This is a genomic window from Paraburkholderia sp. HD33-4 (assembly GCF_021390635.1).
Classification (GTDB): domain Bacteria; phylum Pseudomonadota; class Gammaproteobacteria; order Burkholderiales; family Burkholderiaceae; genus Paraburkholderia.
In genome coordinates this window covers 3,523,913-3,549,796 of record NZ_JAJEJS010000001.1, presented here as the reverse complement: position 1 = coordinate 3,549,796, position 25,884 = coordinate 3,523,913, and the positions used below count along the sequence as shown (strand labels likewise).

The 25,884-nt window shown below is 64.7% G+C and carries 23 protein-coding genes; 13 read left to right on the top strand and 10 right to left on the bottom strand.

Going from position 1 to position 25,884, the window contains the following annotated elements:
• Both L0U84_RS15780 and L0U84_RS15775 read left to right on the top strand, forming a co-directional pair.
• On the top strand, positions 1 to 792 hold the full coding sequence (locus tag L0U84_RS15780; protein WP_233848678.1) for an ABC transporter ATP-binding protein: 792 nt from the start codon (positions 1 to 3) through the stop codon (positions 790 to 792).
• Positions 793 to 809: 17 nt separating this feature from the next.
• Positions 810 to 1,514: an ABC transporter ATP-binding protein gene (locus L0U84_RS15775; protein ID WP_442793975.1), complete on the top strand. Its 705-nt coding sequence runs from the start codon at positions 810 to 812 to the stop codon at positions 1,512 to 1,514.
• Positions 1,515 to 1,621: 107 nt separating this feature from the next.
• On the opposite strand, the gene L0U84_RS15770 is transcribed toward L0U84_RS15775, so the two are convergent.
• The 4 genes from L0U84_RS15770 to L0U84_RS15755 all read right to left on the bottom strand — a co-directional run bounded on the left by L0U84_RS15770 (position 1,622) and on the right by L0U84_RS15755 (position 5,287).
• Entirely contained in the window at positions 1,622 to 1,915 is a 294-nt protein-coding gene (locus L0U84_RS15770) for a GYD domain-containing protein (RefSeq protein WP_233851032.1), read from the bottom strand.
• Positions 1,916 to 2,172: 257 nt separating this feature from the next.
• Complete coding sequence (locus tag L0U84_RS15765; protein ID WP_233851030.1) at positions 2,173 to 2,646, bottom strand: GNAT family acetyltransferase; 474 nt, start codon at positions 2,644 to 2,646, stop codon at positions 2,173 to 2,175.
• A gap of 19 nt (positions 2,647 to 2,665) precedes the next feature.
• Positions 2,666 to 3,850, bottom strand: a complete 1,185-nt coding sequence (locus L0U84_RS15760; protein ID WP_233851028.1) for an acetylornithine transaminase — start codon at positions 3,848 to 3,850, stop codon at positions 2,666 to 2,668.
• 405 nt (positions 3,851 to 4,255) lie between these two features.
• Positions 4,256 to 5,287: a CDP-6-deoxy-delta-3,4-glucoseen reductase gene (locus tag L0U84_RS15755; protein ID WP_233851027.1), complete on the bottom strand. Its 1,032-nt coding sequence runs from the start codon at positions 5,285 to 5,287 to the stop codon at positions 4,256 to 4,258.
• Positions 5,288 to 5,381: 94 nt separating this feature from the next.
• Here L0U84_RS15755 and L0U84_RS15750 point away from each other — a divergent pair, with 94 nt between their 5' ends.
• On the top strand, positions 5,382 to 6,413 hold the full coding sequence (locus L0U84_RS15750; RefSeq protein WP_233851026.1) for an NAD-dependent epimerase/dehydratase family protein: 1,032 nt from the start codon (positions 5,382 to 5,384) through the stop codon (positions 6,411 to 6,413).
• 131 nt (positions 6,414 to 6,544) lie between these two features.
• Here the strand turns inward: L0U84_RS15750 and L0U84_RS15745 are convergent, their stop codons facing one another.
• Positions 6,545 to 6,733 (bottom strand): hypothetical protein, encoded by a 189-nt coding sequence (locus L0U84_RS15745; RefSeq protein WP_233851025.1) that lies wholly within the window; start codon positions 6,731 to 6,733, stop codon positions 6,545 to 6,547.
• Positions 6,734 to 6,900: 167 nt separating this feature from the next.
• A complete protein-coding gene (locus L0U84_RS15740; protein ID WP_233851024.1) occupies positions 6,901 to 7,611 on the bottom strand; it encodes a pseudouridine synthase in 711 nt (236 codons plus the stop codon).
• 94 nt (positions 7,612 to 7,705) lie between these two features.
• Here L0U84_RS15740 and L0U84_RS15735 point away from each other — a divergent pair, with 94 nt between their 5' ends.
• The 9 genes from L0U84_RS15735 (at position 7,706) to L0U84_RS15695 (ending at position 18,844) form a co-directional block, all read left to right on the top strand.
• A complete protein-coding gene (locus L0U84_RS15735) occupies positions 7,706 to 8,974 on the top strand; it encodes an MFS transporter (protein WP_233851023.1) in 1,269 nt (422 codons plus the stop codon).
• Between the two features lie 213 nt (positions 8,975 to 9,187).
• Positions 9,188 to 10,279 (top strand): MurR/RpiR family transcriptional regulator, encoded by a 1,092-nt coding sequence (locus L0U84_RS15730; RefSeq protein ID WP_233851022.1) that lies wholly within the window; start codon positions 9,188 to 9,190, stop codon positions 10,277 to 10,279.
• Complete coding sequence (locus L0U84_RS15725; RefSeq protein WP_233851021.1) at positions 10,276 to 11,265, top strand: isoaspartyl peptidase/L-asparaginase family protein; 990 nt, start codon at positions 10,276 to 10,278, stop codon at positions 11,263 to 11,265. Before L0U84_RS15730 ends, L0U84_RS15725 begins: the two co-directional genes overlap by 4 nt.
• Before the next feature lie 70 nt (positions 11,266 to 11,335).
• On the top strand, positions 11,336 to 13,258 hold the full coding sequence (locus L0U84_RS15720; protein ID WP_233851019.1) for a dipeptide ABC transporter ATP-binding protein: 1,923 nt from the start codon (positions 11,336 to 11,338) through the stop codon (positions 13,256 to 13,258).
• A 108-nt stretch (positions 13,259 to 13,366) separates the two neighbouring features.
• The gene (gene gsiB, locus L0U84_RS15715; RefSeq protein ID WP_233851017.1) at positions 13,367 to 14,929 is read left to right on the top strand and encodes a glutathione ABC transporter substrate-binding protein GsiB; all 1,563 of its coding nucleotides are present in this window, start codon (positions 13,367 to 13,369) and stop codon (positions 14,927 to 14,929) included.
• A 127-nt stretch (positions 14,930 to 15,056) separates the two neighbouring features.
• A complete protein-coding gene (gene gsiC, locus L0U84_RS15710) occupies positions 15,057 to 15,977 on the top strand; it encodes a glutathione ABC transporter permease GsiC (RefSeq protein WP_233851015.1) in 921 nt (306 codons plus the stop codon).
• 7 nt (positions 15,978 to 15,984) lie between these two features.
• Positions 15,985 to 16,890, top strand: coding sequence for a glutathione ABC transporter permease GsiD (gene gsiD / locus L0U84_RS15705; RefSeq protein ID WP_233851013.1), 906 nt, complete (start codon positions 15,985 to 15,987; stop codon positions 16,888 to 16,890).
• Positions 16,887 to 18,014, top strand: a complete 1,128-nt coding sequence (locus L0U84_RS15700) for a DmpA family aminopeptidase (protein WP_233851011.1) — start codon at positions 16,887 to 16,889, stop codon at positions 18,012 to 18,014. Before gsiD ends, L0U84_RS15700 begins: the two co-directional genes overlap by 4 nt.
• Positions 18,011 to 18,844, top strand: coding sequence for a M55 family metallopeptidase (locus L0U84_RS15695; protein WP_233851009.1), 834 nt, complete (start codon positions 18,011 to 18,013; stop codon positions 18,842 to 18,844). The genes L0U84_RS15700 and L0U84_RS15695 overlap by 4 nt, the downstream gene beginning before the upstream one ends.
• A 74-nt stretch (positions 18,845 to 18,918) precedes the next feature.
• Here the strand turns inward: L0U84_RS15695 and L0U84_RS15690 are convergent, their stop codons facing one another.
• Positions 18,919 to 19,827 (bottom strand): alpha/beta fold hydrolase, encoded by a 909-nt coding sequence (locus L0U84_RS15690; RefSeq protein WP_233851007.1) that lies wholly within the window; start codon positions 19,825 to 19,827, stop codon positions 18,919 to 18,921.
• A gap of 275 nt (positions 19,828 to 20,102) precedes the next feature.
• Between L0U84_RS15690 and L0U84_RS15685 the strand changes: the two genes are divergently transcribed.
• Positions 20,103 to 21,488 (top strand): amino acid permease, encoded by a 1,386-nt coding sequence (locus L0U84_RS15685; RefSeq protein ID WP_233851005.1) that lies wholly within the window; start codon positions 20,103 to 20,105, stop codon positions 21,486 to 21,488.
• A gap of 83 nt (positions 21,489 to 21,571) precedes the next feature.
• Here L0U84_RS15685 and L0U84_RS15680 read toward each other — a convergent pair whose 3' ends face one another.
• From L0U84_RS15680 to L0U84_RS15670, 3 genes are all read right to left on the bottom strand, one after another.
• On the bottom strand, positions 21,572 to 22,786 hold the full coding sequence (locus L0U84_RS15680; RefSeq protein ID WP_233851003.1) for a mechanosensitive ion channel family protein: 1,215 nt from the start codon (positions 22,784 to 22,786) through the stop codon (positions 21,572 to 21,574).
• Positions 22,787 to 23,281: 495 nt separating this feature from the next.
• On the bottom strand, positions 23,282 to 24,193 hold the full coding sequence (locus L0U84_RS15675) for a lipid A biosynthesis lauroyl acyltransferase (RefSeq protein ID WP_233851001.1): 912 nt from the start codon (positions 24,191 to 24,193) through the stop codon (positions 23,282 to 23,284).
• A 541-nt stretch (positions 24,194 to 24,734) separates the two neighbouring features.
• Complete coding sequence (locus L0U84_RS15670) at positions 24,735 to 25,817, bottom strand: LacI family DNA-binding transcriptional regulator (RefSeq protein WP_233850999.1); 1,083 nt, start codon at positions 25,815 to 25,817, stop codon at positions 24,735 to 24,737.
• Positions 25,818 to 25,884: the final 67 nt, after the last annotated feature.

Sequence of the window (25,884 nt, the reverse complement as noted above, 5' to 3'; positions counted from 1 at the left end):
ATGAGCGATAACGTAAGCAACAACGCGGCGATCCGTCTGTCCGTGAAGGGCGTCAACAAGCGCTTCGGCGGCCTGCAGGCGCTTTCCGAGGTCGGCCTGCAGATCCGCGCGGGCGAAATCTACGGTCTGATCGGTCCGAACGGCGCCGGCAAGACGACCTTCTTCAACGTGATCACGGGTCTGTACACACCGGATTCGGGCGAGTTCAAGCTCGATGGCGAGAACTACACGCCGACCGCGGTCTATCAGGTCGCGAAGGCGGGCATCGCGCGCACGTTCCAGAACATCCGGCTATTCGGCGGCATGACCGCGCTCGAAAACGTGATGGTCGGGCGCCACGTGCGCACCAAGCATGGTTTGCTCGGCGCGGTGTTCCAGACCCCGGCCGAACGCAAGGAAGAGCGCGAGATCAAGGAGCGTGCGCTCGAACTGCTCGACTACGTCGGTATCACGCAGTACGCGGACTACACGTCGCGCAACCTGTCGTACGGCCACCAGCGTCGTCTGGAGATCGCGCGTGCACTGGCGACCGATCCGAAGCTGCTCGCGCTCGACGAACCGGCGGCGGGCATGAACGCCACCGAGAAGGTCGAACTGACCAAGCTGCTCGACAAGATCCGCTCGGACGGCAAGACGATCCTGCTGATCGAACACGACGTGAAACTCGTGATGGGCCTGTGCAACCAGATGACGGTGCTCGACTACGGCAAGGTGATTGCGCAAGGTCTGCCGCAGGACGTGCAGAAGGATGCGAAGGTGATCGAAGCTTATCTGGGTGCGGGGGTCCACTGATGTCCACGACGCAAGCAATGTTGAAAATCAAGGGCCTGCAGGTCAACTACGGCGGCATCCAGGCGGTCAAGGGTGTCGACCTCGAGGTCGGGCAGGGCGAACTCGTCACGCTGATCGGCGCGAACGGCGCGGGCAAGACCACGACGATGAAGGCGATCACGGGCCTGAAGGCATACGCGGCCGGCGACATCGAGTACATGGGTCAGTCGATCAAGGGCCTGCCCGCGCATGAGTTGCTCAAGCGCGGTCTCGCGATGGTGCCGGAAGGGCGCGGCATCTTTGCGCGCATGTCGATCGTCGAGAACATGCAGATGGGCGCGTATCTGCGCAACGACAACGACGGCATCCAGAAGGACGTCGAGCGCATGTTCGGCTTCTTCCCGCGTCTGAAGGAGCGCGCATCGCAATACGCGGGCACGCTCTCGGGCGGCGAGCAACAGATGCTCGCGATGGCGCGCGCGATCATCTCGCGGCCGAAGCTGCTGCTGCTCGACGAACCGTCGATGGGTCTGTCGCCGATCATGGTCGAGAAGATCTTCGAAGTGGTGCGCTCGATTTCGTCCGAAGGCATGACGGTTCTGCTCGTCGAGCAGAACGCGCGTCTTGCGCTGCAGGCGGCCAATCGCGGCTACGTGATGGACTCCGGTCTGATCACGATGTCGGGCGACGCGAAGCAGATGCTCGACGATCCGAAGGTTCGGGCCGCGTATCTCGGTGAATAAGTAGGTGAATTGTTGGACGTGTGCCCTTTGTGCACACGTCCGGCTTGCAGCGCGCCCCACGATGCAACGTCGTGGGGCGCGTTTTATTTTTCTGGTTGGGGCGTGAATTAAGGGAGTCGCCCGATAACCGCACTGATTTCGTCTTTATCGAACGCACGCAGCGTTTTCGTGCGGACATTGCCGGCCGAGCCGAGTGCGAAGCCGAAGGCGAGGAAGCTCTGCTCGTCTGTCGCGTCGATGACCGAGACAAGGTCGTATTCCCCTAACGTCCAGTAGATCTGCTTCATTTCGCAGCCAAACGATTTCGCCATCTCCGCCGCCTGCCCGGCTCGCTGTGCTGTGTTCTTGATCGTGCGGATCCCCTGATCCGTGAATTGCAGGAGCACCACATAAGTCGCCATGAAGATTCCCCTTAGGATTCAAACGCGTTGGGACTCAGATGCATGAGCCGCCGCGGGGAGCGCCGCGAACCGCCGCGAACGTCTCTTCCAGCCCCGGGGTCGTCTCGTGCGTAAACGATTCTAGGCAACCATCTGTCCGCCATCTGATGTTTGTCCGAATCCGCCGATATGTGCGCCGTTCGTTGGAGAACCAATGAAAAAAGCCGCATGCGCTAACCCACGCATGCGGCCTTCTTTAATCAGGTGTACGACGCGAATCAACCCGCCGGGGCCGCGTCCGCGTATTCGCCGAGCCGTTTGCCGAGGCTGATCACCGCATCGGCGCGATAGCCGAGCGCGTCGTAGAACGCGCGCACTTCAGCCGACGCCGACGCCAGCACCTGCAGATTCAGCTTCGGACAACCAAGCTTCGTCAACTCGCTCTCGACGTGTGCGACGAGCCGCGTGCCGATGCGATGACGTCGCAGCGATGTGTCGACCGCGAGCGAATAAAGCCAGCCGCGGTGTCCGTCATAGCCGCCCATCACGGTGCCGACGATGCGTCCATCGAGCACCGCGACGAAGAACAGTTCCGGTTGCGTCGCCAGCTTGTTCGCGATCGACAGACGCGGATTGCGCTGCGGACGCGTCACGTCGCGGTACTCGGGAAATACGTCTTGCCATAGCGCGACCACCGCCTCGGTATCGCCCGCGTCGAAGCGGCGGATCGACAGCGTCGTGTTCGTCGTCATCGGTGCGCTCCGTGTTTGATTACAGCGAGTCGAGAACCGAGCGCAGCATCGCCAGCATCTGGTCGATCTCTTCGGTCGTCACGTTCAGCGCCGGCATGAAGCGCAGCAGGTTCGGACGCGCGGCGTTCAGCAGCACGCCGTCGGGTTGCATCTCGCGTGCCTTCTCGACGATCTGATTGCCGATGTCCTTGCCGAGCAGCAGCGCGCGCAGCAGACCCTCGCCGCGCTCGCCCAGAAAGCCGCGCTCTTCGGACAGTTCGAGCAGCTTCGTGCGCAGGTATTCGCCGCGCGAGCGCACGCCCTCGAGGAAGCCCGGCGCTGTCAGCTGCGAAATCACCGAGTAGCCGACCGCCGTCATCAGCGGATTGCCGTTGTAGGTGCCGCCCTGGTCGCCTGCTTCGAACACGGCGATTTCCGCCTTCGACAGCAGCGCCGCGAGCGGCACGCCGCCGCCGATGCCCTTGCCGAGCGTCATGATGTCCGGCTCGATGCCGGAGAGCTGATACGCGAACAGCGTACCGGCGCGGCCGCAGCCACTTTGCACTTCATCGACGATCAGCAGGATGTTGTGCTTTTTCGTCAGCTCGCGAAGTTGCTGCATGAATTCGCGGGTCGCGGGGATCACGCCGCCTTCGCCCTGGATCGGCTCGAGCATCACCGCGACGGTCTTCGCGTTGATCAGCCTTTCCACCGACGCGATGTCGTTCAGCTCCGCCTTCGGGAAGCCCGCCACCTGCGGCGCGTAGATCGTGTCCCAGCCCGGCTTGCCGCTCGCGGACATCGTCGCGAGCGTGCGGCCGTGGAAGCTGTGGTCAAACGTGATGATCTCGAACGCGCCGTCCTTGAACTTCCTGCCCCACTTGCGCGCGAGCTTGATCGCGCCTTCGTTCGCCTCGGCACCGCTGTTCGCGAAGAACACCTTGTCGAAGCAGCTGTGCTGCGTGAGCAGACCCGCGAGCTTCGCCATCTGCTCGTTGTAGAACGCCGGCGACGGGTTGATCAGCAGCTTGGCCTGGCTGTTCAGCGCTTCGATCATGCCGTCGTTGCAGTGGCCGAGGCTGTTGACCGCCCAGCCCTGAATGAAATCCAGGTAGCGCTTGCCGTTGTTGTCGTAAATCCACGAGCCTTTGCCGTGCGTGAAAACGATTTCAGGCCGGTTCGTGATGTACATCAGCGAATCGATTGGATACTCATTGAAATTCATGACGGCGGGCTCCAGGCAAAAGGGTAAGAGCAGGGTGAAGAAACGGTGACGGTTTGGCCAATCAAAACGGCGGCCGGAAAAACAGAAAAGCCACGGCATGCCGTGGCTTTCATGATTCGAACAGCTTGCGCCCAGATTTGTGTGTGGCGCGAGTCCGTGAAGAAGCCAGCGGCGTCCCTAGGGGAGCGGCGAGCGGCGACGTCGGAGTTCGGACTGGATGCGGTTCATGCGCGAAAGAATACGATAAGAAAACCGCTGGTGTAAACCATGAATTTGCACTGGCGCTGCATCGAGGTCACATTGACGGCTTGCCGCGAGGCTGACATGTTCGGCGCGACCGGTCCACGCGAGCGCTCATTGACGCGCTGATCCAGGCGTGGGGGCCGGTCGTTTGCCGCCGTGCAATCAGACCGCGTTCGCGAGATCCGCCGCGCTCGTGAACGAGTCCGCGTAGAACTCGTCTTCCGGCAACTGGTGATGCTGCGTGAAGTCGCGCAGCGCCGATTCGACCATCACCGGCGCGCCGCATGCGTACACCTGGTAGGCCGACAGATCGGGCAGATCCTCGATCACCGCGCGATGCACGAAGCCCGTGCGGCCCGTCCACGCGTCGCCCGCATCGGGCTCGGAGAGCACCGGCACGAACTTGAAGTTCGGAATCTCGCGCGCCCATTGCTCGGCGAGTTCGAGCAGGTACAGGTCTTTCTTGCGGCGCGCGCCCCAGTAAAGCGTCATGGGTCGCGTGATGTCCTTGAACACCGCGTGCTCGACGATCGCCTTCAGCGGCGCGAAGCCGGTGCCCGACGCGAGCAGCACGATCGGCTTGTCCGAGTCTTCGCGCAGGAAGAACGTGCCGAGCGGTGCTTCGAAGCGCAGGATGTCGCGCTCCTTCATCGTGTTGAACACGTGATCGGTGAACGCGCCGCCGGGCATGTGGCGGATGTGCAGTTCAACCGGGCCTTCGACGTGCGGAGCGCTTGCCATCGAATAGCTGCGGCGCTTGCCGTCCTTCAGGATGAATTCGAGGTACTGGCCGGCCAGATATTGCAGACGTTCGTTGGCCGGCAGTTGCAGCTTGACGACGATCACGTCGTCGGCGCGGCGCTCGATCGCATTCACGCGGCACGGCAGCTTCTTGACCTGCACGTCGCCGACGCCAGCCACTTCGCGGATGTCGACTTCGAGATCGGAACACGCGGTTGCGCAGCACAGGAGCGCCATGCCGCGCGTCTTTTCGTCGTTCGACAACGCCGACGACGAGTGAGCGCGCTGTTCGACCTCGCCGCTCACGATCGCGCCCTTGCACGAACCGCACGCGCCGTTCTTGCAGCCGTACGGCAGGCCGACGCCTTGGCGCAGGGCTGCGGAGAGGACCGGTTCGTCCTGTTCTACCTGAAACTGCCGGCCGCTTTGCCGGAGCGTGACGTTAAATGCCATAAAGTGTTCGAAATCGAAAAGTCGGAATCGTAATCGGACCCGCCGGATAAACCGCGCGGTACCTGTTGCGTGTGACCGCTACAATGCGTCCACCATGAAAGCGACACGAATCTTCCGCCGGCCGCGCGTGCTTATCGTAGGATGCGGCGACGTCGGCATGCGCTGCGTGCCGCTGTTGCGGCCGCGCGCGCACGTTTTCGCGTTGACGAGCCATGCCGCGCGCTGCGATGAGTTGCGCGCCGCGGGTGTGACGCCGCTCGTCGGCGATCTCGACGTGCGCCGCAGCCTCAAACGACTCGCGCGCCTCGCGCCGACGGTGCTGCATCTCGCGCCGCCACAGAAGTCCGGCGACGACGACCGGCGCACTCGCGCGCTGCTTGCGACGCTGGGTGCCGCGGGCCGCATGAACGCTTGCGCGGCGAGGTCGTTCGTCGCGCCCATCGCGCGGTTGCGCCGTGCGCGCGCTTCAGGTCTGGACGCTGAAACACCCGATATTGTACCCGACGGGGTGCGCCGGACCGGCGCCTGGCGCACACCGGTGCGCATCGTGTACGCGAGCACGACGGGCGTCTACGGCGATTGCGGCGGCGCATGGATCGATGAAACGCGCGCGACGCGGCCCGCGAATGCGCGCGCCAAACGTCGCGTGTCGGCCGAGCGGCAGTTGCGGCGCGCGACCGCGCGCGGCAGCGTCGCCGCGAGCATCGCGCGGATTCCGGGCATCTATGCGCGCAACCGTCTGCCGCTTGCACGGCTCGAAAAAGGCACGCCGGCGCTCGTTGATGCCGACGATGTCTACACGAATCACATCCACGCCGACGACCTCGCCGCGATCCTCGTGCGACTCGCCACGCATGGCCGGCCCGCGCGCGCACTGCACGCGTCCGACGATTCAGCACTGAAAATGGGAGAGTATTTCGACGCGGTCGCCGACGCTTTCGGGCTCGCGCGCGCGCCGCGCATTACGCGCGAGCAGGCAGAGCAGCAGATCGATCCGATGCTGCTGTCGTTCATGCGCGAGTCGCGCCGGCTAGTGAACCGGCGTCTGAAGGAAGAATTGCGGGTGCGTCTGCGCTATCCGAGCGTCGACGATTTTTTGCGCGAAGCGAGCGGGAAGGGCGGCTAGGCCACAGCGGCCGACACGGCCAGCAGCAGAAACAAAATACCGCCTCGCGAGGCCGCGTTGCCCCGAAACAAACCGTATCCCCGCACCGCATCAATGCGCCGCGCAAAACGAGCCGCGCGGTCCAACAGGCATCAGGTCAGCGTCGGCAGCATTTCCAGCAACAGGAAGCACAGCATGCCGCCGATCAGCGCGCCGATCAGATTCGGGTGGTACTTGTGCCGCAGCCGCATGACGATCAGCGATCCGCCGACCAGCAGCAGCGCAAAGCAGATAAACACAATCATCGCGTGCGAAAACGCCATCGTGCCGTCGATATGCATGGCGCCCCTCCTGAAACTTTTGTAGTCGTTTGTTTAGACGAGTATAGGGCGACATGTAAGGAACGGCATGCTGCACCGCAACGGCGTGCGCGCGATGCACCGCAATGCGCGCGGGCTTTCTCCGGCGCATCAAGGGCTTAGGCTGGCACTCGCTGCGCGGTAGTCGTTTACCCGCCCCGCAGCGCGGCGAGGCCCGTTTCGTCGAGCCATTGCCATGCGCCGGGCGCGAGCGTCGCGGGCAGCGCGAGGCCGCCGATCCGCTCGCGATGCAGCACCTCGCAGCGGTTGCCGGAGGCCGCGATCATCCGCTTGACCTGGTGGTATTTGCCTTCGAGCACGGTGAGCGCGAGCGTGTGAGTGTCGCGCGCCTCTGCGTCGAGCGCGGCGCTCGGCTTCGTTTCGCCGTGCAACAGCACGCCGTCGCGCAGCGCGGCGAGCTGCGCGTCGTCGAGCGGATGGCGCGTGGTCGCGACGTAGAGCTTCGGCACCTTGCGTTTCGGCGACGTGAACTGATGCACGAACTTGCCGTCGTCGGAGAGCAGCAGCAGGCCCGTGGTGTCCTGATCGAGACGGCCGACGCACTGCACGCCGCGCTCGGCGAACTGCGGCGGCAGCAGGCTGAACACGCTCAGATGATGCTGCGGATCGCGCGAGCATTCGTAGCCGACCGGCTTGTTCAGCAGCAGGTAGGCGTGCTCGCGATACGGCCATTCGACGCCGTCGACGCTAAAGCGCAACGCGCCGCTATCGACAGCGAAATCGGCATCGGCATCGGTGCAAATAGCACCGTCGACGCCGATGCGGCCGTCGCCGATCAGCGCGCGGCATTGGCGGCGCGAACCGAAACCTTGAGTAAAGAGGATGCTTTCGAGATTCATGGCGAGCGAAGAATAACACCGCAAGAAGCGGAGCGCCCCGCAAGCTCCAAGCGCCGACGATGAATGCCTCACGTCCAACCTCGGGAGTGCATCGATGTCCGCCACGTCTTCGTCTTCATCGTCTTCGCCTTCCAGCGCGCAACGACTACCCCGCGCATTCCAGCGTCTCGCCTGGTCGAACCTGTGCGCGCAATCGGCCGAGCAGATCAGCCTCGCCGCCGCGCCGCTCGTCGCGGTGTTCGCGCTCGGCGCCAACGCGCGCGACACCGGTCTGCTGCAAACCGCGCAGACGCTGCCGTTCCTGTTGTTGTCGATGCCGCTCGGCGTATGGGCCGATCGCCGCTCGCGCCGCGTGCTGATGACGCTCGCCGAAAGCGTGCGTGTCTGCGCGATGCTGTGCGTGCTGCTGCTGGTGCTCACGCATGCGCTGAACCTGCCGCTGCTCGCCGCGCTCGGCTTCGTCGCCGCGACGGGCACGGTTGCCTACAACGTGGCGGCGCCGTCGCTGGTGCCGTCGATCGTGCCGCGCGAGGCCTATGCGAACGCGAATGGCCGGCTCGAACTTGCGCGCAGCGTCGCGTACTCGGCGGGGCCGGCGGTGGGCGGCGTGCTGGTCGGCTGGATCGGCGCGGGCTGGGCGTATGGCGGCGCGGCGATGTTGTCCGCGTTCGCGGTCGCGTTGCTCGCGGGCTTGCGCGAGCCGCCGCGCGCGGCCGCGCCGCGGCGTCACTTCATGCTCGAGCTGCGCGACGGCACGCGCTTCGTGCTGCGCGATCCGCTGTTGCTGCCAATGCTGCTCACCGCCGTGTTCTTCAATCTCGGCTTCTTCATCCTGCAGGCGGTCTACGTGCCGTACGCGGTGCATCGGCTGGGCCTCGATGCCTCGGCGGTCGGCGTGACGCTCGGCGCGTACGGTGTCGGCATGGTCTGCGGCGCGCTCGCCGCGCCCGCGATCGCGCGGCGTCTCGCGTTCGGACGTCTGCTGATCATCGGGCCCTCGTGCGGCCCGCTCGCGTCGCTGGTGATGGTGGCGACGCTCATCGCGCCATCGTTCTGGCTCGCGCTCGCGAGCTTTTTCCTGCTCGGCGCGGGACCGATCCTGTGGGTCGTCGGCTCGACCACGCTGCGTCAGGCGATCACACCCGAACGGATGATCGGCCGGGTGTCCGCGCTGATCAGCACCGCCACCTATGGCGCGCGGCCGGTCGGCGCGCTGCTCGGCGCCGCGCTCAGCGCGCGCTGGAGCATCGACGTGTGTCTGGTCGCGGCGTCGTTCGCGTTCGTGGTACAGGCGCTGATCATCGTGATGTCGCCGGCGGCGCGGCTCACGGGCATTCCCGAGCAGAGCGCGGCGGCGTGCTGATGACGGCACGCGGCACGCAACGAAGCCCCCAATCGCCCCGATGAAAATGGATTTTCATCGGGGCGCGGCACGCGCGGATGCTGAACTCCCTTGTCTGAAGGGCTCTGGTCGGTGAAAACCCTCGAATGATGAAAATGAATTTTTTTCGACGCGTGTTTCATGTAAATATAATTTCATTCAGTTCACCTAGAACAACCGCGCCTGTCCGCTCGCATGATCCATCACCCGTCCGCTGTGTCGAACCCCGCCGAGCAGGCCATCGCCGCGCGCCTCACCGCCGCGATGCCGACGCTCACGCCGATCCACCAGCGCATGGGCGAGTACGTGCTGGCCAATCTGTTCCGCGCGGCGACGATGCGCATCGACGAACTCGCGAGCGTGGTCGGCGCGTCGGTCGCGAGCGCGAATCGCTTTGCGCGCGCGCTCGGCTTCGACGGTTATCCGCAGTTCCGCGAGGCGCTCGTGCGTGGCTTCGAGGCGACGCTCGCGCCGGTCGAGCGGCTGCGCAGCGCTCAGGAAACGCTCGCGGCCGGTGACGATCTGATCGACGCATCGCTCGAGCAGGCCGCCAACAATCTGCATGCGACGCGTACGTCGATCGATCGCGCGACCGCCGACGCCGCCGTCGACGCGATCATCGCCGCGCGCCGCGTATTCGTGATCGGCTTCGGCGCCAGCGCCTTTCTCGCGGGCCTGATGGAGCACGGGCTGCTGCCGTATCACGACAACGTGCAATCGCTTGCGCTGAACGGCGGACCATCGCATGCGGCGCGGCACCTCGCCGGTTCCGGTAAGGGGGATCTCGTGATCGGCATCGCGTTTCCGCGCTATGTCGAGGACACGATCGAGCTTGCGCGCCGGGCCTCCGAACGCGGCGCGCGCGTGCTCGCACTCACCGACGGTCCGCGCTCGCCGCTCGTTCGGTTCGCGGACCTGGCGCTGTATGTCCGCACCGACCGGCGTCTTGCGTCGAATGCCGATTCGGCCGTGCTCGCGGTGATCGAGGCGTTGTGCGACGCGGTCGCGTATCGCGCGCAACGCTCGGTCAAGGCGGCCGCGGAGGTCAGCGAGTTCGTGCTGCCGTGGCTGTTCGATCCGCAGGCCGGCGCAGGCGGTGCCGCGCAGGAGCCTGCGCGTGCCGCGAGCAAAGCCGTGCGCGCGAAGTCTGCGAAGCTCAAACCCGGCGACGGCGCAATGATCGACAGCACCCAGGCCAAGGGCGTCAAAGCCAGGGATACCGAAGCAAAGGCCCTCGCGCCAGTCCGCACTCCCCGAACCACCCGCACTCCACAATCCAAACGATGAACTCCAACGCAGTCATTGCCATTCACGGCGGAGCAGGGACGATCCTGCGCACGTCGATGTCAGCCAGCGCCGAAGCTGAGTATCACGCGGCGCTCAACGCGGTGCTGAGCGCCGGCCAGCGCGTGCTCGCCGACGGCGGCAGCGCGCTCGACGCAGTAAGCGAAGCGGTGCGGCTGCTCGAAGACTGCGCGCTGTTCAACGCGGGCCACGGCGCGGTCTACACCGCGGCCGGCACGCACGAGCTCGACGCCGCGATCATGGACGGCCGCACGCTCGACGCGGGCGCGATCTGCTGCGTGAAGCGCGTGCGCAATCCGATTCTCGCCGCGCGCCGCGTGCTCGAGCATAGCGACCACGTGCTGTTCACCGGTGAAGGCGCGGAAGCGTTCGCGATCGCGCAGGGGCTCGAATTCGTCGATAACAGCTACTTCGATACCGACGCGCGCTATCGCCAATGGCAGCTCGCGCGCGAGCAGCAGCGCCCGATGCTCGATCACGACGCCGCCACGCTCGCGTCCACGGCGTCGAACCACGACGACCCGATGCCGCACGAACCGATCGATCCGAACCGCAAGTTCGGCACCGTCGGCGCGGTTGCGCTCGACCGCCACGGGCATCTCGCCGCTGCGACCTCGACGGGCGGCGTCACCAACAAGCAGGTGGGCCGCGTCGGCGACACGCCGCTGATCGGCGCGGGCTGCTACGCGGACGACGCGACGTGCGCGGTGTCGACCACCGGCTCCGGCGAAATGTTCATGCGCATGGTCGCCGCCTACGACGTCGCCGCGCAGATGGCCTATCGCCGCGTCTCGCTCGAAGAAGCCGCGCACGACGTCGTGATGAACCGCCTGCCGAAGATCGACGGACGCGGCGGCCTCGTCGCCGTCGACGCGCAGGGCAATGTCACGCTGTCATTCAACACCGAAGGCATGTATCGCGGTTTCGCGCGGTTGGGCGAAGCGCCGGTGACGGCGATCTATCGCTAGCCGCCGGCGCGCGTCGCCACATTGCCGAAGCCCCGTTAGCCGCGTTCGCATTCAAAGCAAAGGAATCACCGTGCCGACTTCCTCGCACACCGCCAGCCCGCTGATCGAAACCCTGCCGCCGCAGCGGGTGCTCGCGGTCGACGATCTGACGGTCGCGTTCCGCCGTGGCGACTCGACCTTCAACGCGGTGCGCAATCTGTCGTTCACGGTCGAGCGCGGCGAGACGCTGGCGATCGTCGGCGAATCGGGCTCGGGCAAGTCGGTCACGTCCCTCGCGCTGATGCGGCTGATCGAGCATGGCGGCGGCCGTCTCGCCGGCGGCAGCATCGCATTCAGGCGGCGCGACGGCAGCGTGCTCGATCTCGCGAAGGCGTCGTCCGGCACGATGCGCACGGTGCGCGGCGCCGACATCGCGATGATCTTCCAGGAGCCGATGACCTCGCTCAATCCGGTCTTCACGGTGGGCGACCAGATCAGCGAGGCGATCGCGCTGCACCAGGGCAAGAGCCGCGAGGCCGCGCGCGCCGCAACCTTGCGCCTGCTCGAACTGGTTCGGATACCCGAAGCGAAGCGCGTCGCGGCGCGTTTCCCGCACCAGTTGTCGGGCGGCATGCGCCAGCGCGTGATGATCGCGATGGCACTGTCGTGCAAGCCCGCGCTGCTGATCGCCGACGAACCGACCACCGCGCTCGACGTGACGATCCAGGCGCAGATTCTGCAACTGATCCGCGGCTTGCAGGACGAGATGAACATGGGCGTGATCTTCATCACGCACGACATGGGCGTGGTCGCCGAAGTGGCCGACCGTGTGCTCGTGATGTATCGCGGCGAGAAGGTCGAGGAGGGCGCGTCGGACGCGTTGTTCGCCGCGCCGTCGCATCCGTACACGAAGGCGCTGCTGGCGGCGGTGCCTCGGCTCGGCTCGATGCACGGCACCGATCAGCCCGCGCGCTTCCCCATCCTGACCGTCGAGCAGGCCGGCGCGAATGGCGCCGATGCCGCGGTGCAGCCCGCCGCGGCCGTCGCCGAAGAAGCGCAGCCGCTGGTGCGCGACGACACGCCGCCGATCCTGCGCGTGCGCGATCTGGTCACGCGCTTTCCGGTTCGCAGCGGCCTGTTCGGCCGCATGACGGGCCGCGTGCATGCGGTCGAAAAAGTCAGCTTCGATCTGCGTCCCGGCGAGACGCTCGCGCTGGTCGGCGAGTCGGGCTGCGGCAAGTCGACCACGGGCCGCTCGCTGCTGCGGCTCGTCGAAAGTCAGAGCGGTTCGATCGAATTCGCTGGCAAGGAAATCAGCTCGCTGACCGGTCCCGCATTGCAGGCGCTGCGCCGCGATATCCAGTTTATTTTTCAGGACCCGTTCGCGTCGCTGAATCCGCGCTTGACGGTGGGTTTCTCGATCATGGAGCCGCTGCTCGTGCACGGCGTCGCCCAGGGTGCGCAAGCGCAGGCGCGCGTCGCGTGGCTGCTCGAGAAAGTCGGCTTGCCGGCGGAGGCCGCGCGCCGCTATCCGCATGAGTTTTCGGGCGGGCAGCGGCAGCGTATCGCGATCGCCCGCGCGCTCGCGCTGAATCCGAAAGTCGTGATCGCCGACGAATCGGTGTCCGCGCTCGACGTCTCCGTGCAGGCGCAGATCGTCAATCTGATGCTCGATCTGCAGCGCGAACTCGGCGTCGCTTATCTGTTCATTTCGCACGACATGGCGGTGGTCGAGCGCGTCAGCCATCGTGTTGCGGTGATGTATCTCGGCCAGATCGTCGAGATCGGTCCGCGTCGCGCGGTGTTCGAGGCGCCGCAGCATCCGTACACCAGGAAGCTGATGAGCGCGGTGCCGGTCGCCGATCCCGCGCGCCGTCACGCGAAACGCATGCTCGCCGCCGACGATATTCCGAGCCCGATCCGCGCGCTGCACGACGAGCCGGTGGTCGCGCCGCTCGTGGCGGTGGGACCGGATCATTTCGTCGCGCAGCATCGCGTCGGCGGCGCTTATTGAGCGAAGCGTCGCCTCGCGTTGGAGCTGATAGATCTGAAGCAGCACCCGAAGCACCAGCCAACCGTAACGACCCTGTCTCACCCTCAACTCGCAGCCTGGAGCAACCTCATGAACCTGCTGTTCCCGTCCTCTCCGTTTCGTTTGCGCGCGCTCGTCAGCGGCGGCGCGGTGGTGTTCGCGATGCTCGCGGGCAATCTGGCGCACGCCGAAACCACGGCCGTGATGGCCGTCGCGTCGACCTTCACGTCGCTCGATCCGTACGATGCGAACGACACGCTGTCGCAGGCGGTCGCGAAGTCGTTCTACCAGGGGCTGTTCGGCTTCGACAAGGACATGAAGCTCGGCAATGTGCTCGCCGACAGCTATGAGGCGAGCCCCGACGCGCGCGTCTATACGATCAAGCTGCGCCATGGCGTGAAGTTCCAGGACGGCACCGACTTCAACGCGGCGGCCGTGAAAGCGAACTTCGACCGCGTGACCGATCCGGCCAACAAGCTGAAGCGCTACAACATGTTCAGCCGCATCGAGAAGACCGAGGTAGTCGATCCGTACACGGTCCGCATCACGCTGAAGGCGCCGTTCTCGGCGTTCATCAACGTGCTCGCGCATCCGTCGGCGGTGATGATCTCGCCGGACGCACTGAAGAAGTACGGCAAGGACATCGCGTTTCATCCGGTCGGCACGGGTCCGTTCGAACTCGTCAAGTGGGACCCGGCGGGTGACCTGACCGTGAAGAAGTTCGACGGCTACTGGAAAAAGGGCTATCCGAAGATCGATGCGATCGACTGGAAGCCGGTCGTCGACAACAATACTCGCGCCGCGCTGATGCGCACCGGCGAAGCGGACTTCGCGTTCCAGGTGCCGTTCGAGCAGGCCGCGCAACTGCAGTCGAGCCCGAAGGTCGACCTGATCGCGGCGCCGTCGATCATCGAGCGCTACATCAGCATGAACATGAACCAGAAGCCGTTCGACAATCCGAAGGTGCGCGAAGCGCTGAACTACGCGGTCAACAAGGAAGCGCTGACCAAGGTCGCGTTCGCCGGTTACGCGACGCCGGCCGACGGCGTGGTGCCGCAGGGCGTCGACTATGCGGTCAAGCTCGGACCGTGGCCGTACGATCCGGCCAAGGCGCGCGAACTGCTGAAGGAAGCGGGCTATCCGAACGGTTTCGAAACGACGCTGTGGTCCGCGTATAACTACTCGACCGCGCAGAAGGTGATCCAGTTCGTGCAGCAGCAGCTCGCGCAGGTCGGCATCAAGGCGAGCGTCGAAGCGCTCGAAGCGGGTCAGCGGGTCGCCAAGGTCGAAAGCGCGCAGGATCCGGCGACCGCGCCGGTGCGCATGTACTACGCGGGCTGGTCGTCGTCGACCGGCGAGGCGGACTGGGCGATCAGCCCGCTGCTCGCGGGCTACTCGATCCCGCCGAAGATGGTCAACACGTCGTACTACAAGAGCGACGCGGTCGACAACGATCTGAAGCAGGCACTCGAAACCACCGACCGCACGCAGAAGGCCGCGCTCTACACCGACGCGCAGAAGCGCATCTGGGCCGACGCGCCGTGGATCTTCCTCGTCAAGGAGAAGGTCGTGTATGCGCGCAGCAAGCGTCTGTCGGGCGCTTACGTCGCGCCGGACGGCTCGTTCAACTTCGACGAGATCGCGATCAAGTGATGAGCTGACGAGGCGGCATGCGCACGCGGCGGCTTACCCAGGTCGTCGCCGCGCACGCTGCTTCGTTGCCCGCCTCATTTGCCGCTCATCTGCCGCTCATTCGCCGCTCATTTGCCGGACTGGTTTCATGCTGAATTTCCTCGTCAAACGTCTGCTAGGCCTTCTGCCGACGCTCTTCATCGTCGCCGTGCTGGTGTTCCTGTTCGTGCATCTGCTGCCGGGCGATCCGGCGCGGCTCGCCGCCGGTCCCGAAGCGGACGAGGCGACCGTCACGCTGGTGCGTGCCGATCTCGGCCTCGACAAGCCGTTGCCGCAGCAGTTCGTCCGGTTCTTCTGGCGGATGGCGCACGGCGACTTCGGCATTTCGACGCGCAGCAAACGGCCGGTGAGCGAGGAGATCGCGGAGCGCTTCTTCCCGACGCTGTGGCTGACGATCGCGAGCATGGTGTGGGCGGTCGTGATCGGCATGGCGATCGGCATCGCCTCGGCGGTGTGGCGCAACCGCTGGCCGGACCGGCTCGGCATGACGCTCGCGGTATCGGGCATTTCGTTTCCGGCGTTCGCGCTCGGCATGCTGCTGATGGAGATTTTCTCGGTGCAGCTCGGCTGGCTGCCGATCGTCGGCGACGGGTCCTGGCGCAGCTACGTGCTGCCATCGCTCACGCTCGGCGCGGCGGTCGCGGCTGTGATGGCGCGCTTCACGCGGGCCTCGTTCGTCGAGGTGCTGCACGAGGACTTCGTGCGCACCGCGCGTGCGAAGGGGGTGCCCGAGCGGCTCGTGATCGTCAAGCACTGCCTGCGCAACGCGCTGATTCCCGTCGTCACGATGATGGGTCTGCAGTTCGGCTTTCTGCTCGGCGGTTCGATCGTCGTCGAAGTGGTGTTCAACTGGCCGGGGCTCGGGCGCCTGCTCGTCGATGCGGTGTCGATGCGCGACTATCCGATCATCCAGGCCGAGGTGCTGTTGTTCTCGCTCGAATTCATCATCATCAATCTGATCGTCGACGTGCTGTACGCGGTGATCAACCCGACCATCCGTTTCAAGTGAGGCCCGCATGAGCACCACCGCCACCGGGCCGAACGCGGCCAATCCCGCAGCCGCCGAACGCGCGATCCGCACGCCGTGGAGCGAGTTCTGGCGCAAGTTCCGCAAGCAGCATGTGGCGATGGCCGCCGGCCTGTTCGTGCTGCTCCTGATCGTGATCGCGATCATCGCGCCGCACATCGTGCCGTACGACCCCGAGAACTTCTTCGACTACGACGCGCTGAACGCGGGGCCGTCGTCCGCGCACTGGTTCGGCGTCGATTCGCTGGGCCGCGATATTTTCAGCCGCATCCTCGTCGGTTCGCGCATTTCACTCGAGGCGGGCTTCCTGTCCGTTGCGATCGGCGCGGTGATCGGCACGTTCTTCGGTCTGCTTGCCGGCTACTACGAGGGCTGGTGGGATCGCATCACGATGCGCGTGGCCGACGTGCTGTTCGCGTTCCCCGGCATTCTGCTCGCGATCGGCGTGGTCGCGATTCTCGGCAACGGCATGATCAACGTGATCTGCGCGGTGGCGATCTTCAGCATCCCCGCGTTCGCGCGGCTCGTGCGCGGCAATACGCTGATGCTCAAGCAGCTCACCTATATCGAGGCGGCGCGCAGCATCGGTGCGTCGGACTGGACGATCATCGCGCGGCACATTCTGCCGGGCACGATTTCATCGGTGGTCGTGTATCTGACGATGCGCATCGGCACCTCGATCATCACGGCCGCGAGCCTGTCGTTTCTCGGCTTGGGCGCGCAGCCGCCGACGCCCGAGTGGGGCGCGATGCTCAACGAAGCACGCGCCGACATGGTGACCGCGCCGCACATCGCGCTGTTTCCGAGCCTCGCCATTTTTCTGACCGTGCTCGCATTCAACCTGCTAGGCGACGGTCTGCGCGATGCGCTCGATCCGAAGCTGGACCGGCCATGAGCATCAGCAAACATTCCGCTGAGCGAGCGCCGCATATCGGCACGTTGCCGGCCGGAGCGCTCGGCACGATCGCCGACGTGGACGGCGTCAGCGTCGGACATTGCACGCTTGCCGAGGGCGCGCTGCAAACCGGCGTGACCGTGATCCGACCGCATCGCGGCGATCCGTTCGTCGCCAGGGTGCCGGCCGCCGCGTCGGTGATCAACGGCTTCGGCAAAAGCGTCGGCCTCGTGCAGCTCGACGAACTCGGCACACTGGAGACGCCGATCGCACTGACCAATACGTTCGGCGTCGCGGCGCTCGCGCAGGCGCAGATTCGTGCGGCGATGCGCGCGAATCCGCGTATCGGCCGCGAATGGTCGACGGTCAATCCGCTCGTGTTCGAATGCAACGACGGCTACCTGAACGACATCCAGGCGCTTGCCGTGACCGAACGGCATTTCGACGAAGCGTTCGACGCGGCGAGCTCCGACGTCGCGAGCGGTGCGCTCGGCGCGGGGCGCGGCATGTCGTGCTTCGATCTGAAGGGCGGCATCGGCACCGCGTCGCGCGTGGTCGGTGCGGCGGGCCGTGACTACACCGTCGGCGCGCTCGTGCTGGCCAACTTCGGCCGTCTGCCGATGCTGACGATCGACGGCACGCCGCTCGGCCGCATGCTGGCCGAACGCGCGGCCGCGGCTGAGGCCGAGGCGGCGAAGGCTGCTGACGCTGCTGATGCTGCTGCCAACGCAACCGCCGACAAACCCGAGCAAGGCTCGATCATCATGATCGTCGCAACCGATGCGCCGCTCGATTCGCGCCAGCTCAAACGCCTATCGTTGCGGGCTGCGGCCGGTCTTGCGCGCACCGGCTCGGTGTACGGCCACGGCAGCGGCGATATCGCACTGGCGTTTTCGACCGCGTACACGGTGCCGCATGGCGCGGACTTCGTCGAATTGCCGCCGCTCGTCGCCGATCACTGCATGGACCCGCTGTTTCGCGCGTGCGCCGACAGCGTCGAACAGGCGATCCTCGACGCGCTGTGGAGCGCCGAATCCGTCACCGGCCGCGATGGCCATCGACGCCTGTCGCTGCGCGACAGCGTGCCGGACCTTGCCGAACTGTTGAGGAATACCGCGCGATGAAAGTCCTGATTTCCACCGACATCGAAGGCATCGCCGGCGTCTTCCATGCCGAGCAGACGCGCGCGGGCAACGGCGAATACGAAGCCGCGCGACGCTGGATGACACTCGAAGCCAACGCCGCCATCGAGGGCGCGTTCGCGGGCGGCGCGACCGACGTATGGGTGAACGATTCGCACGGCGGCTTTCGCAACCTGCTGCCCGATCTGCTCGATCCGCGCGCGCAGGTCGTGCTCGGCAAGCCGCGCACGCTCGGCATGATGTCCGGGCTCGAATACGGCGCGACGCTCGTCTTCATGATCGGCTACCACGCGAAGGCGCAAACCCGCGGCATCCTCGCGCATACGATCAACAGCTTCGCGTTCGCGCGCGTCGCGTTCAATGGCGTGGAACTGGGCGAAGCGGGGGTGTATGGCGCGCTCGCCGAAGAATATGGCGCACGTGTCGCGCTTTTATCGGGTGACGACGTGTTCGCGGAGGAAACCGCGCCGCGTTTTCCGGGTGCGCGGTTCGTCGTCACGAAGAGCGCGACTGGGCAGGCAAGCGGCGTCACGCGCTCGCCCGCGAGCGTGCGCGAGGCACTGCTGGCCGCCGCGCGCGACGTGGTCCGTCAGCATGTCGAAGCAGGCTGCGCGCCCGCCGCGACGCGCGCAGAGCCGCGAGCAATCGACTGCGAACTGCGCGTGCAAACGAGCGGGCTCGCCGATCTGTTCTGCCAATGGCCGACGCTTACGCGCGTCGATGGCGTGACGTTGCGCTTCAGTGCGGCGTCGGCCGAGCATGCGGTGCGGATGCTGAACTGCCTGTCGGCGATGTCGTTCATGCTGCGCTGAGCCGCGCGACGTCGAGCCGCTGACAGATCATTGCCGCGCCTCGTTACCGCGGCTCGTTGCGGCGACCTGACCTACTACTGCTGCCGGCTCAACTCGCGCGCCGCGTGATCGATCGCCTCCGCCACCGCGCCTGCGTGCGACACCGGCGCGAGATGGCTCGACGCGACCGGCACCACCTTCGCGCCGATGCGCCCGGCGATCATTTTCTGCAGTTCGGGCGAAACCGCGTGGTCTTTCGTCGTCAGCACGTACCACGACGGTTTGTCTTTCCAGCCGACCTGATCGACCGGTTCGTCGAATGCGCTCGCGGCGATCGGCACCTGCGCGGCGGCGAGCACACGTGCGACGGTCTCGGGCACGTCGGCGGCGAGGTCGGCGTGATAGCGCGCCCGGTCGATCCACAAAAACCCGTTTGCATCCTTGCTGATGCTTTGGCCGGCCGGCATCGGGCCGCCGGCCTTCATCACGTCCATCGCCGATTCGTGCAGTTGCGGCGCGAGCGCGGCGACATACACGAGCCCGGCGACATTCGGCGCATTCGCGGCGACCTCGGTGATCACGACGCCGCCCCACGAGTGCCCGACCAGCAGCACCGGACCGTTCTCGCGATCGAGCACGCGGCGGGTCGCGGCGACATCGTCGGCGAGCGAGGTCAGCGGGTTCTGCACCGAGCTCACGTGATACCCCTTTTGCTGCAGCTTCGCGACCACGCCGTTCCAGCTCGATCCGTCGACGAACGCGCCGTGCACGAGCACGATGTTGCGCACCGGACCGCCGGGCGCAACGGCAGGCGGTTTGCTGGCGGTAGCGGTAGCGGTAGCGGGGGCGGGCGCCGGCTGGCCGCTTGCCTGCGAAGCGGCGTCCTCGTCCGGAGACTGGGCGGCCGGCGCCGCGGCGGGCGCCGTCTGCGCGAGCGCGGACGTGCTCACACCCGCGAAACAGAGGGACAACACGGCGGCGCAAAGCAAACGTTTGGGCAACATGTTGAAACTCCGCGGCTTGAGAGGTGGAATTCGGCAACATACCCGGGTGCCCTCCCCGTGACAATCACAATCCGTGCGCTTTAGTGCGGCGCAGAACGAAGGCGGGCGGCTCCGAATGTCAGAGGAATATCTGTCGCGGTAAAATTACAGGTTTTGCCCGGGCCGGACCGTGCTGTCCCGCCGGGTAATCGGCCACGACGCCGCCACGGCGCCGCCTTGCGCAGCGCTCCATACGCGGCGGTCTAGATGCAGCGATCTCCACACAGCAGGGCGTAATGAATAGTGCAAAGCAGCAACCGGGCCTGAAGCGCGGGCTCAAGAATCGCCACATCCAGTTGATCGCGCTGGGCGGCGCGATCGGCACGGGCCTCTTTCTCGGCTCCGCCAGCGTGCTGCAGGCCGCCGGTCCGTCGATGATCCTCGGCTATGCGATCGGCGGCGTCATCGCGTTCATGATCATGCGCCAGCTCGGCGAGATGGTCGCGCAGGAGCCGGTCGCCGGCTCGTTCAGCCACTTCGCATACAAGTACTGGGGCGATTTCCCGGGCTTCCTGTCGGGCTGGAACTACTGGGTGCTCTATGTGCTCGTCAGCATGGCCGAGCTGACCGCGGTCGGCACCTACGTGCATTTCTGGTGGCCGGGCGTGCCGACGTGGGTATCGGCGCTGGTGTGCTTCGCGATCATCAACGCGATCAATCTCACCAACGTGAAGGCCTACGGTGAAACCGAGTTCTGGTTCGCGATCATCAAGGTCGTGGCGGTGATCGGCATGATCGTATTCGGCGCCTGGCTGCTGCTCAGCGGTCACGGCGGCCCGCAGGCGACGGTCGCGAACCTGTGGAGTCACGGCGGCTTTTTCCCGCACGGCTTTCACGGGCTCTTCATGATGCTCGCGGTGATCATGTTCTCGTTCGGTGGGCTGGAGCTGATCGGCATCACGGCGGCCGAGGCCGCCGAGCCGCACAAGAGCATTCCGAAGGCCGTCAACCAGGTGATCCTGCGGATTCTGATTTTCTATATCTGCTCGCTGGCGGTGCTGCTGTCGTTGTATCCGTGGAACGAGGTGGCGGCGGGCGGCAGCCCGTTCGTGATGATCTTTTCGCAGATCGGCTCGACGCTGACCGCCAACGTGCTCAACGTGGTCGTGCTGACCGCGGCGCTGTCGGTGTACAACAGCGGCGTCTACGCGAACAGCCGCATGCTGTACGGTCTCGCCGAGCAGGGCAACGCGCCGCGCGCGCTGTTGAAGATCGACCGGCGCGGCGTGCCGTATCTGGCGATCGGTCTGTCCGCGCTGGCGACGTTCGCATGCGTGATCATCAACTACGTGATCCCGGCCGAGGCGCTCGGCCTGCTGATGTCGCTGGTGGTCGCGGCGCTGGTGCTGAACTGGGCGCTGATCAGCCTCACGCATCTGAAGTCGCGCAAGGCGATGGTGGCCGCCGGCGAAACGCTGGTGTTCCGCTCGCTCTGGTTTCCGGTCAGCAACTGGATCTGCCTCGCGTTCATGGCGCTGATTCTCGTGATTCTGGCGATGACGCCGGGCTTGTCGGTGTCGGTGTGGCTGGTGCCGGCGTGGCTCGTGCTGATGTGGGTCGGCTATGTGATCAAGCGGCGGCGCGAGGTGGCGCGCGCGGGCTTGGGGGCCGTGAGCCGATAAGCGCGTGGAAAATTTCATCGCCCGTGGACGTTCTCGAACGGAGAATGAGGGGGGCGCCCATGGCCGCCATCTGATGGCGCAGATCACGATTGCCGCGTCGACGGTCTTTGTTCCTGCCAGCAGCGCAGCCCGAACAGCGGTATTTGGCCGTAAGCGTGATCGAGCATGTCCGATTGCAGGTTTTCGTACGGTTCCCAGCGTGTCTCGTCGACGTAGAGGAATATCTCGAGCGCGACGACAGGCTGGGTCGACTGCACCTGGCGAATGACGATCGGCATGTCCTGGCGGACCGCTTGATGATCGCGAAAGTATGCATTCAGATAGAGCCGGTACAGACCGAGGTTCGTGCGACGCCGGGTGTCCCCGGGCGCAACTTCCGCTAGCGGCCTGTCAATATCGTTGCAGAGTTGAACGAGCAGCGCGTCGTCTGGAAAGCGGACGGTCTCGGCATCGAAATGTATCGCATGCTTGACGCGTCGAGCGCCCGACTCAGTCATCCCTCGCCAGTTCTTCATACTGTTCGTGAGCAGGACGTAGGTCGGCAGCATCACGATCGAATTGTCAAAGTTCTGGACCTTGATCGTATTCAGTGCAATGTCGATCACAGTGCCGTCGGCGACGAAGCCGGGTACTTCAATCCAGTCCCCCACCCGCACCATGTCGTAGACGGTGAGCTGGATGCTGGCCACGAAGCCGAGCAGCGAGTCGCGGAAAATGATGATCAGAAGCGCCGTCATCGCGCTGAGGCCGGTGAGGAAGTAGGCCGGGGAGCGTTCCAGCACTACCGAGATCCCCGCGATCAGCGCGACTACGTAGAGCGCGATGGTTGCGGTCTGCAAAAAGCTTTTGATTGGCCTCTCGCTTGCTGAGGGGAAGTGACTGTAGCGCTCACCGACACTGTTGAGGAGCGCGAGCGCAGCGCGCAGCAGCGTGTACACCATGTAGCATGCCGCGAGCACCGCCAGTGGATGGCCGAGCGCCGCGACCAGCGGGAACGTGAGCCCGGTCAGCAGGGGGGCGGACGCATAGAGGATCAAGGCTGGCACGAGCGGCGCGAGCCGGTCGAACACCTTGTGGGACTCGGCGGCACGCAGCCACTTGCGCTGCGGCTGGCGAGCAAGGCGACCGACGATGAACTGCACGATCAAGCGCGTCACGTAGTAGCAGATCGCGCTCGCGAGCAGAATCGTCAGCAGCAGGGCGGCGACGATCAGAAATGCGATAAGCGGGCTGTCGGTATAGACGTGAAAGTGATGCCAGTCCGGGCCGTTCTCGAAACGCAACGCCTTGTCGAACATGGGTCCCTCCAGTGCCGGCAAAACAGTTCGCTCGGAATGTCGGATCCGGCCAATAGCCTGGGACGACGCTGGGGCTCAGACGCGGCGCCTGCTGGCGGTGGCGGCTCCGTGAGCGCCAGTCTGACTCGGGTTGCACACCATGCGAACGTCTTTGGGCGGCGACGTCTTGCTGCGATGAGCGCAATCATACAATCCGCGGTTTGAACGATCCACTGGCTTGTGCCCCTCGACAAGCTTCTTCAATCGGGGGGCTGCGAGACGGTTAGACGCTTCCGGACCCACTCCGGCCATAGGGACTGGCGCAAGGGCACCGGCTGCTTTCAAGGTCCATCAGTCATTCGTGCGGCGAGGGGGCGGCCATTGCCGAGCTTCGTTATGGTCCTCAGCAATAAGGCCTGCATTCGGCAATGACGGAAAACGAGAGCGCCGTTCACCCATGGGGAACTCATGCGAGTCCGCAACCTGGCAGGGTCACGCTCCACTGCTGCGGCCCGTCTAGTACACACCGGGTACGCCCGGCGGACGATGCTTGAAGCGTCGATGCACCCAGTAATATTGCTCTGGACACTTCCGTATCTGCGTTTCAAGAAACTCGTTTATCCGACGCGCATCGTGCGTGTCGCTTTCTGTTGGAAAGTCGCCGAGCGGCTCGAAGATGGTGAGCTTGTATCCGCGATAATCTGGAAGCACTTCAGTGACGAATGGCACAACCCGCGCGTGGGCCAGTCGAGCAAGGCGCGAAACTGACGTGAGCGTGCACGCGGGAACGCCAAAGAACGGCACAAAAACCGAGTTGTGTATGCCGTGGTCCATGTCCGCAGCCAGCATGACCGGTATGCCCGAGCGAAGTAGCCCAACGATCTTCCGTGCGCTTGTCGAACGTTCAATCATCTCCGCGCCGAATCTGCCGCGTTGCCGCCTCGCGAGGTCGCACAGGCGCGAGTTTGACATCCGCGTGTACAGGGAGGCGGCGGGCAACTGCGTAGAGTAAAGTATGCAGCCCACCTCAATGCTCACAAAGTGAAAGCCCAGAAAGATGGTCGGGGGAGCATTCGGGTCTTCCAGATCAATTCTGCTTTCGATGTCGACCAGGTTTAGTAGCGACTTCGCGCTGCCAAACCATTGAATGCCGCGTTCGAGATAGCTTCGAATGACATGGCGAAAGTGGTTTCGCGCGAGGTCATCGTAATCACCATCCGAACGGCCCGGAAAGCACAGGCGCAGGTTGACATGAACGATATGTTTTCGGGAACTGGGAAGCGCATACAACATCGCACCGAGCACGCTGCCAAGCCTTGCGACGAACCCATAGGGAAGGACTGAAAGGAGGCGCAGCAGCGCCACACAGGCAACAAAGCCGACTCGCTTCAAGAGTTTTTCCTGCTTGTGAGATTCGTCAGTCGCCATTCGGAAAAGTATCGATATTTTTGGACAAGCGATTTTTGCTGGGCGAGGCGCCGTGGTTGGCAGCTGGAGCGAAAAGTTCGAGGCCGCAACACCATTGCATTGACGTGACCACGGCGCAGAAGTTTCGAACTGGTATCGCACGTGCCACTTTGTGACAGGCTATCTACGTGGGCACCATAGGGGTTTCTCCCCGAGGAAGCCAATCGCGCAGGTGAGGCTCATGTTAGAGTTGGACGGTCATCGGAATGTCGGGGTGAATCAGCGCGCTAATGGCCGTTCATGGCCGGCCACTGCCCGATGCCTACGTCCCCAGGCAACCCCCAACAACCTTCGTCCATCGCCGGTGAACATCTCATTGCCCAATCATCACCGGTACCTTTCCGCGTTTCGGGTTCTGACGTCTCACCAACATCAAAAGGCCAAGTGTATCAGTCGCACCTAACCCGACTCAAAACGCTAACTGCCTACCGCAGTGTGGCGTTGCATGCTCTGGCGTCAGAGTTGGAATCGCCGCGTCAAATGGCAATTGCATGGACGGCGCCTACTCTTCATCAGCATCGACCACACGCTTTCGCGACGCTTTTGCCGCCGCGTTGACCTGAGATGCCTTCGCACCGACGCTCGATTCCCTCACGACGAGTTCCGGCACCGCAAAATATTGCACTGGCGGCTTCTCGTCTTCCGATGCTTCGCTCAGTCGTGCCAGCAGTGTCTCGCTCGCAATGGTGCCGAGCTTGTCCGCACCCGCGAACAGCGTCGTCAAAGGCGGATTGGTGTGCTCAGCCGCGATGACATTGTCACAACCCACGACCGCCAGAGCCTTGCCAGCGCGCTTGCCCATTCTGTCGAGTTCGTGCAGCACGCCGATAGCGACCTGGTCGTTGTAGCAAACCACCGCCGTCGGCCGCGGCTTCATGTCGAAGATCGCACGGACCGCATCGCGCCCACCCTCCGGTGTCAAAGGCACATCGATGATCCAGTCGTCATTGACAGGCAATGAGTGCTTCGCCATCGCCGACAGATAACCCTCTCTGCGCTGATTGGCGACCGCATAGCCCTTGCGGTTGCCGGCGAAGGCGATGCGCGTATGTCCTTGCGCGACCAGATGCTCTGTCGCGAGCGCAAATCCGTAGCTGTTGTCGACACCGATCGTATCGACGTCGGGACCCATCGGACGCATGACGAGTACCAGCGGAATTCCCCACGACTGGATCTCGGCAGGCAACTCATCCGTCGTTCCCAGCGCGGGAGACATGATCAGGCCAGCAACATTCTGCTCGCGCATGGATTTCAGAACTCTCGTCTGGGTTTCGAGACTTTCGGCGGTGTGAGCCATTAGCGTCGTATATCCGGCCTGGGCCAGCACGCGCTCGATTGCCACCAGCAACTCCACAAAAAACGGGTTGGTCAGATCATTGATCACCATGCCGATCGTCGTGCTGCGCCTGCCTCGCAGGTTGGCCGCCCCGCGGTTGTACACGTAGCCGAGCGCGCGAGCCGCCACGCGCACCTTTTCCGCAGTCTCGGCCTTGATGAGCGGACTTTCCTGCAAAACGAGCGACACCGTCGATTTCGATACGCCAGCAGCGGCGGCGATGTCCTGTATGGTCGGGCCTGATTTCATGTTGCTCTGCACAATTGGATCGTTCCAAAAAGTGTTTGACACTGTGAAATGAGTCTACTACAGTTCA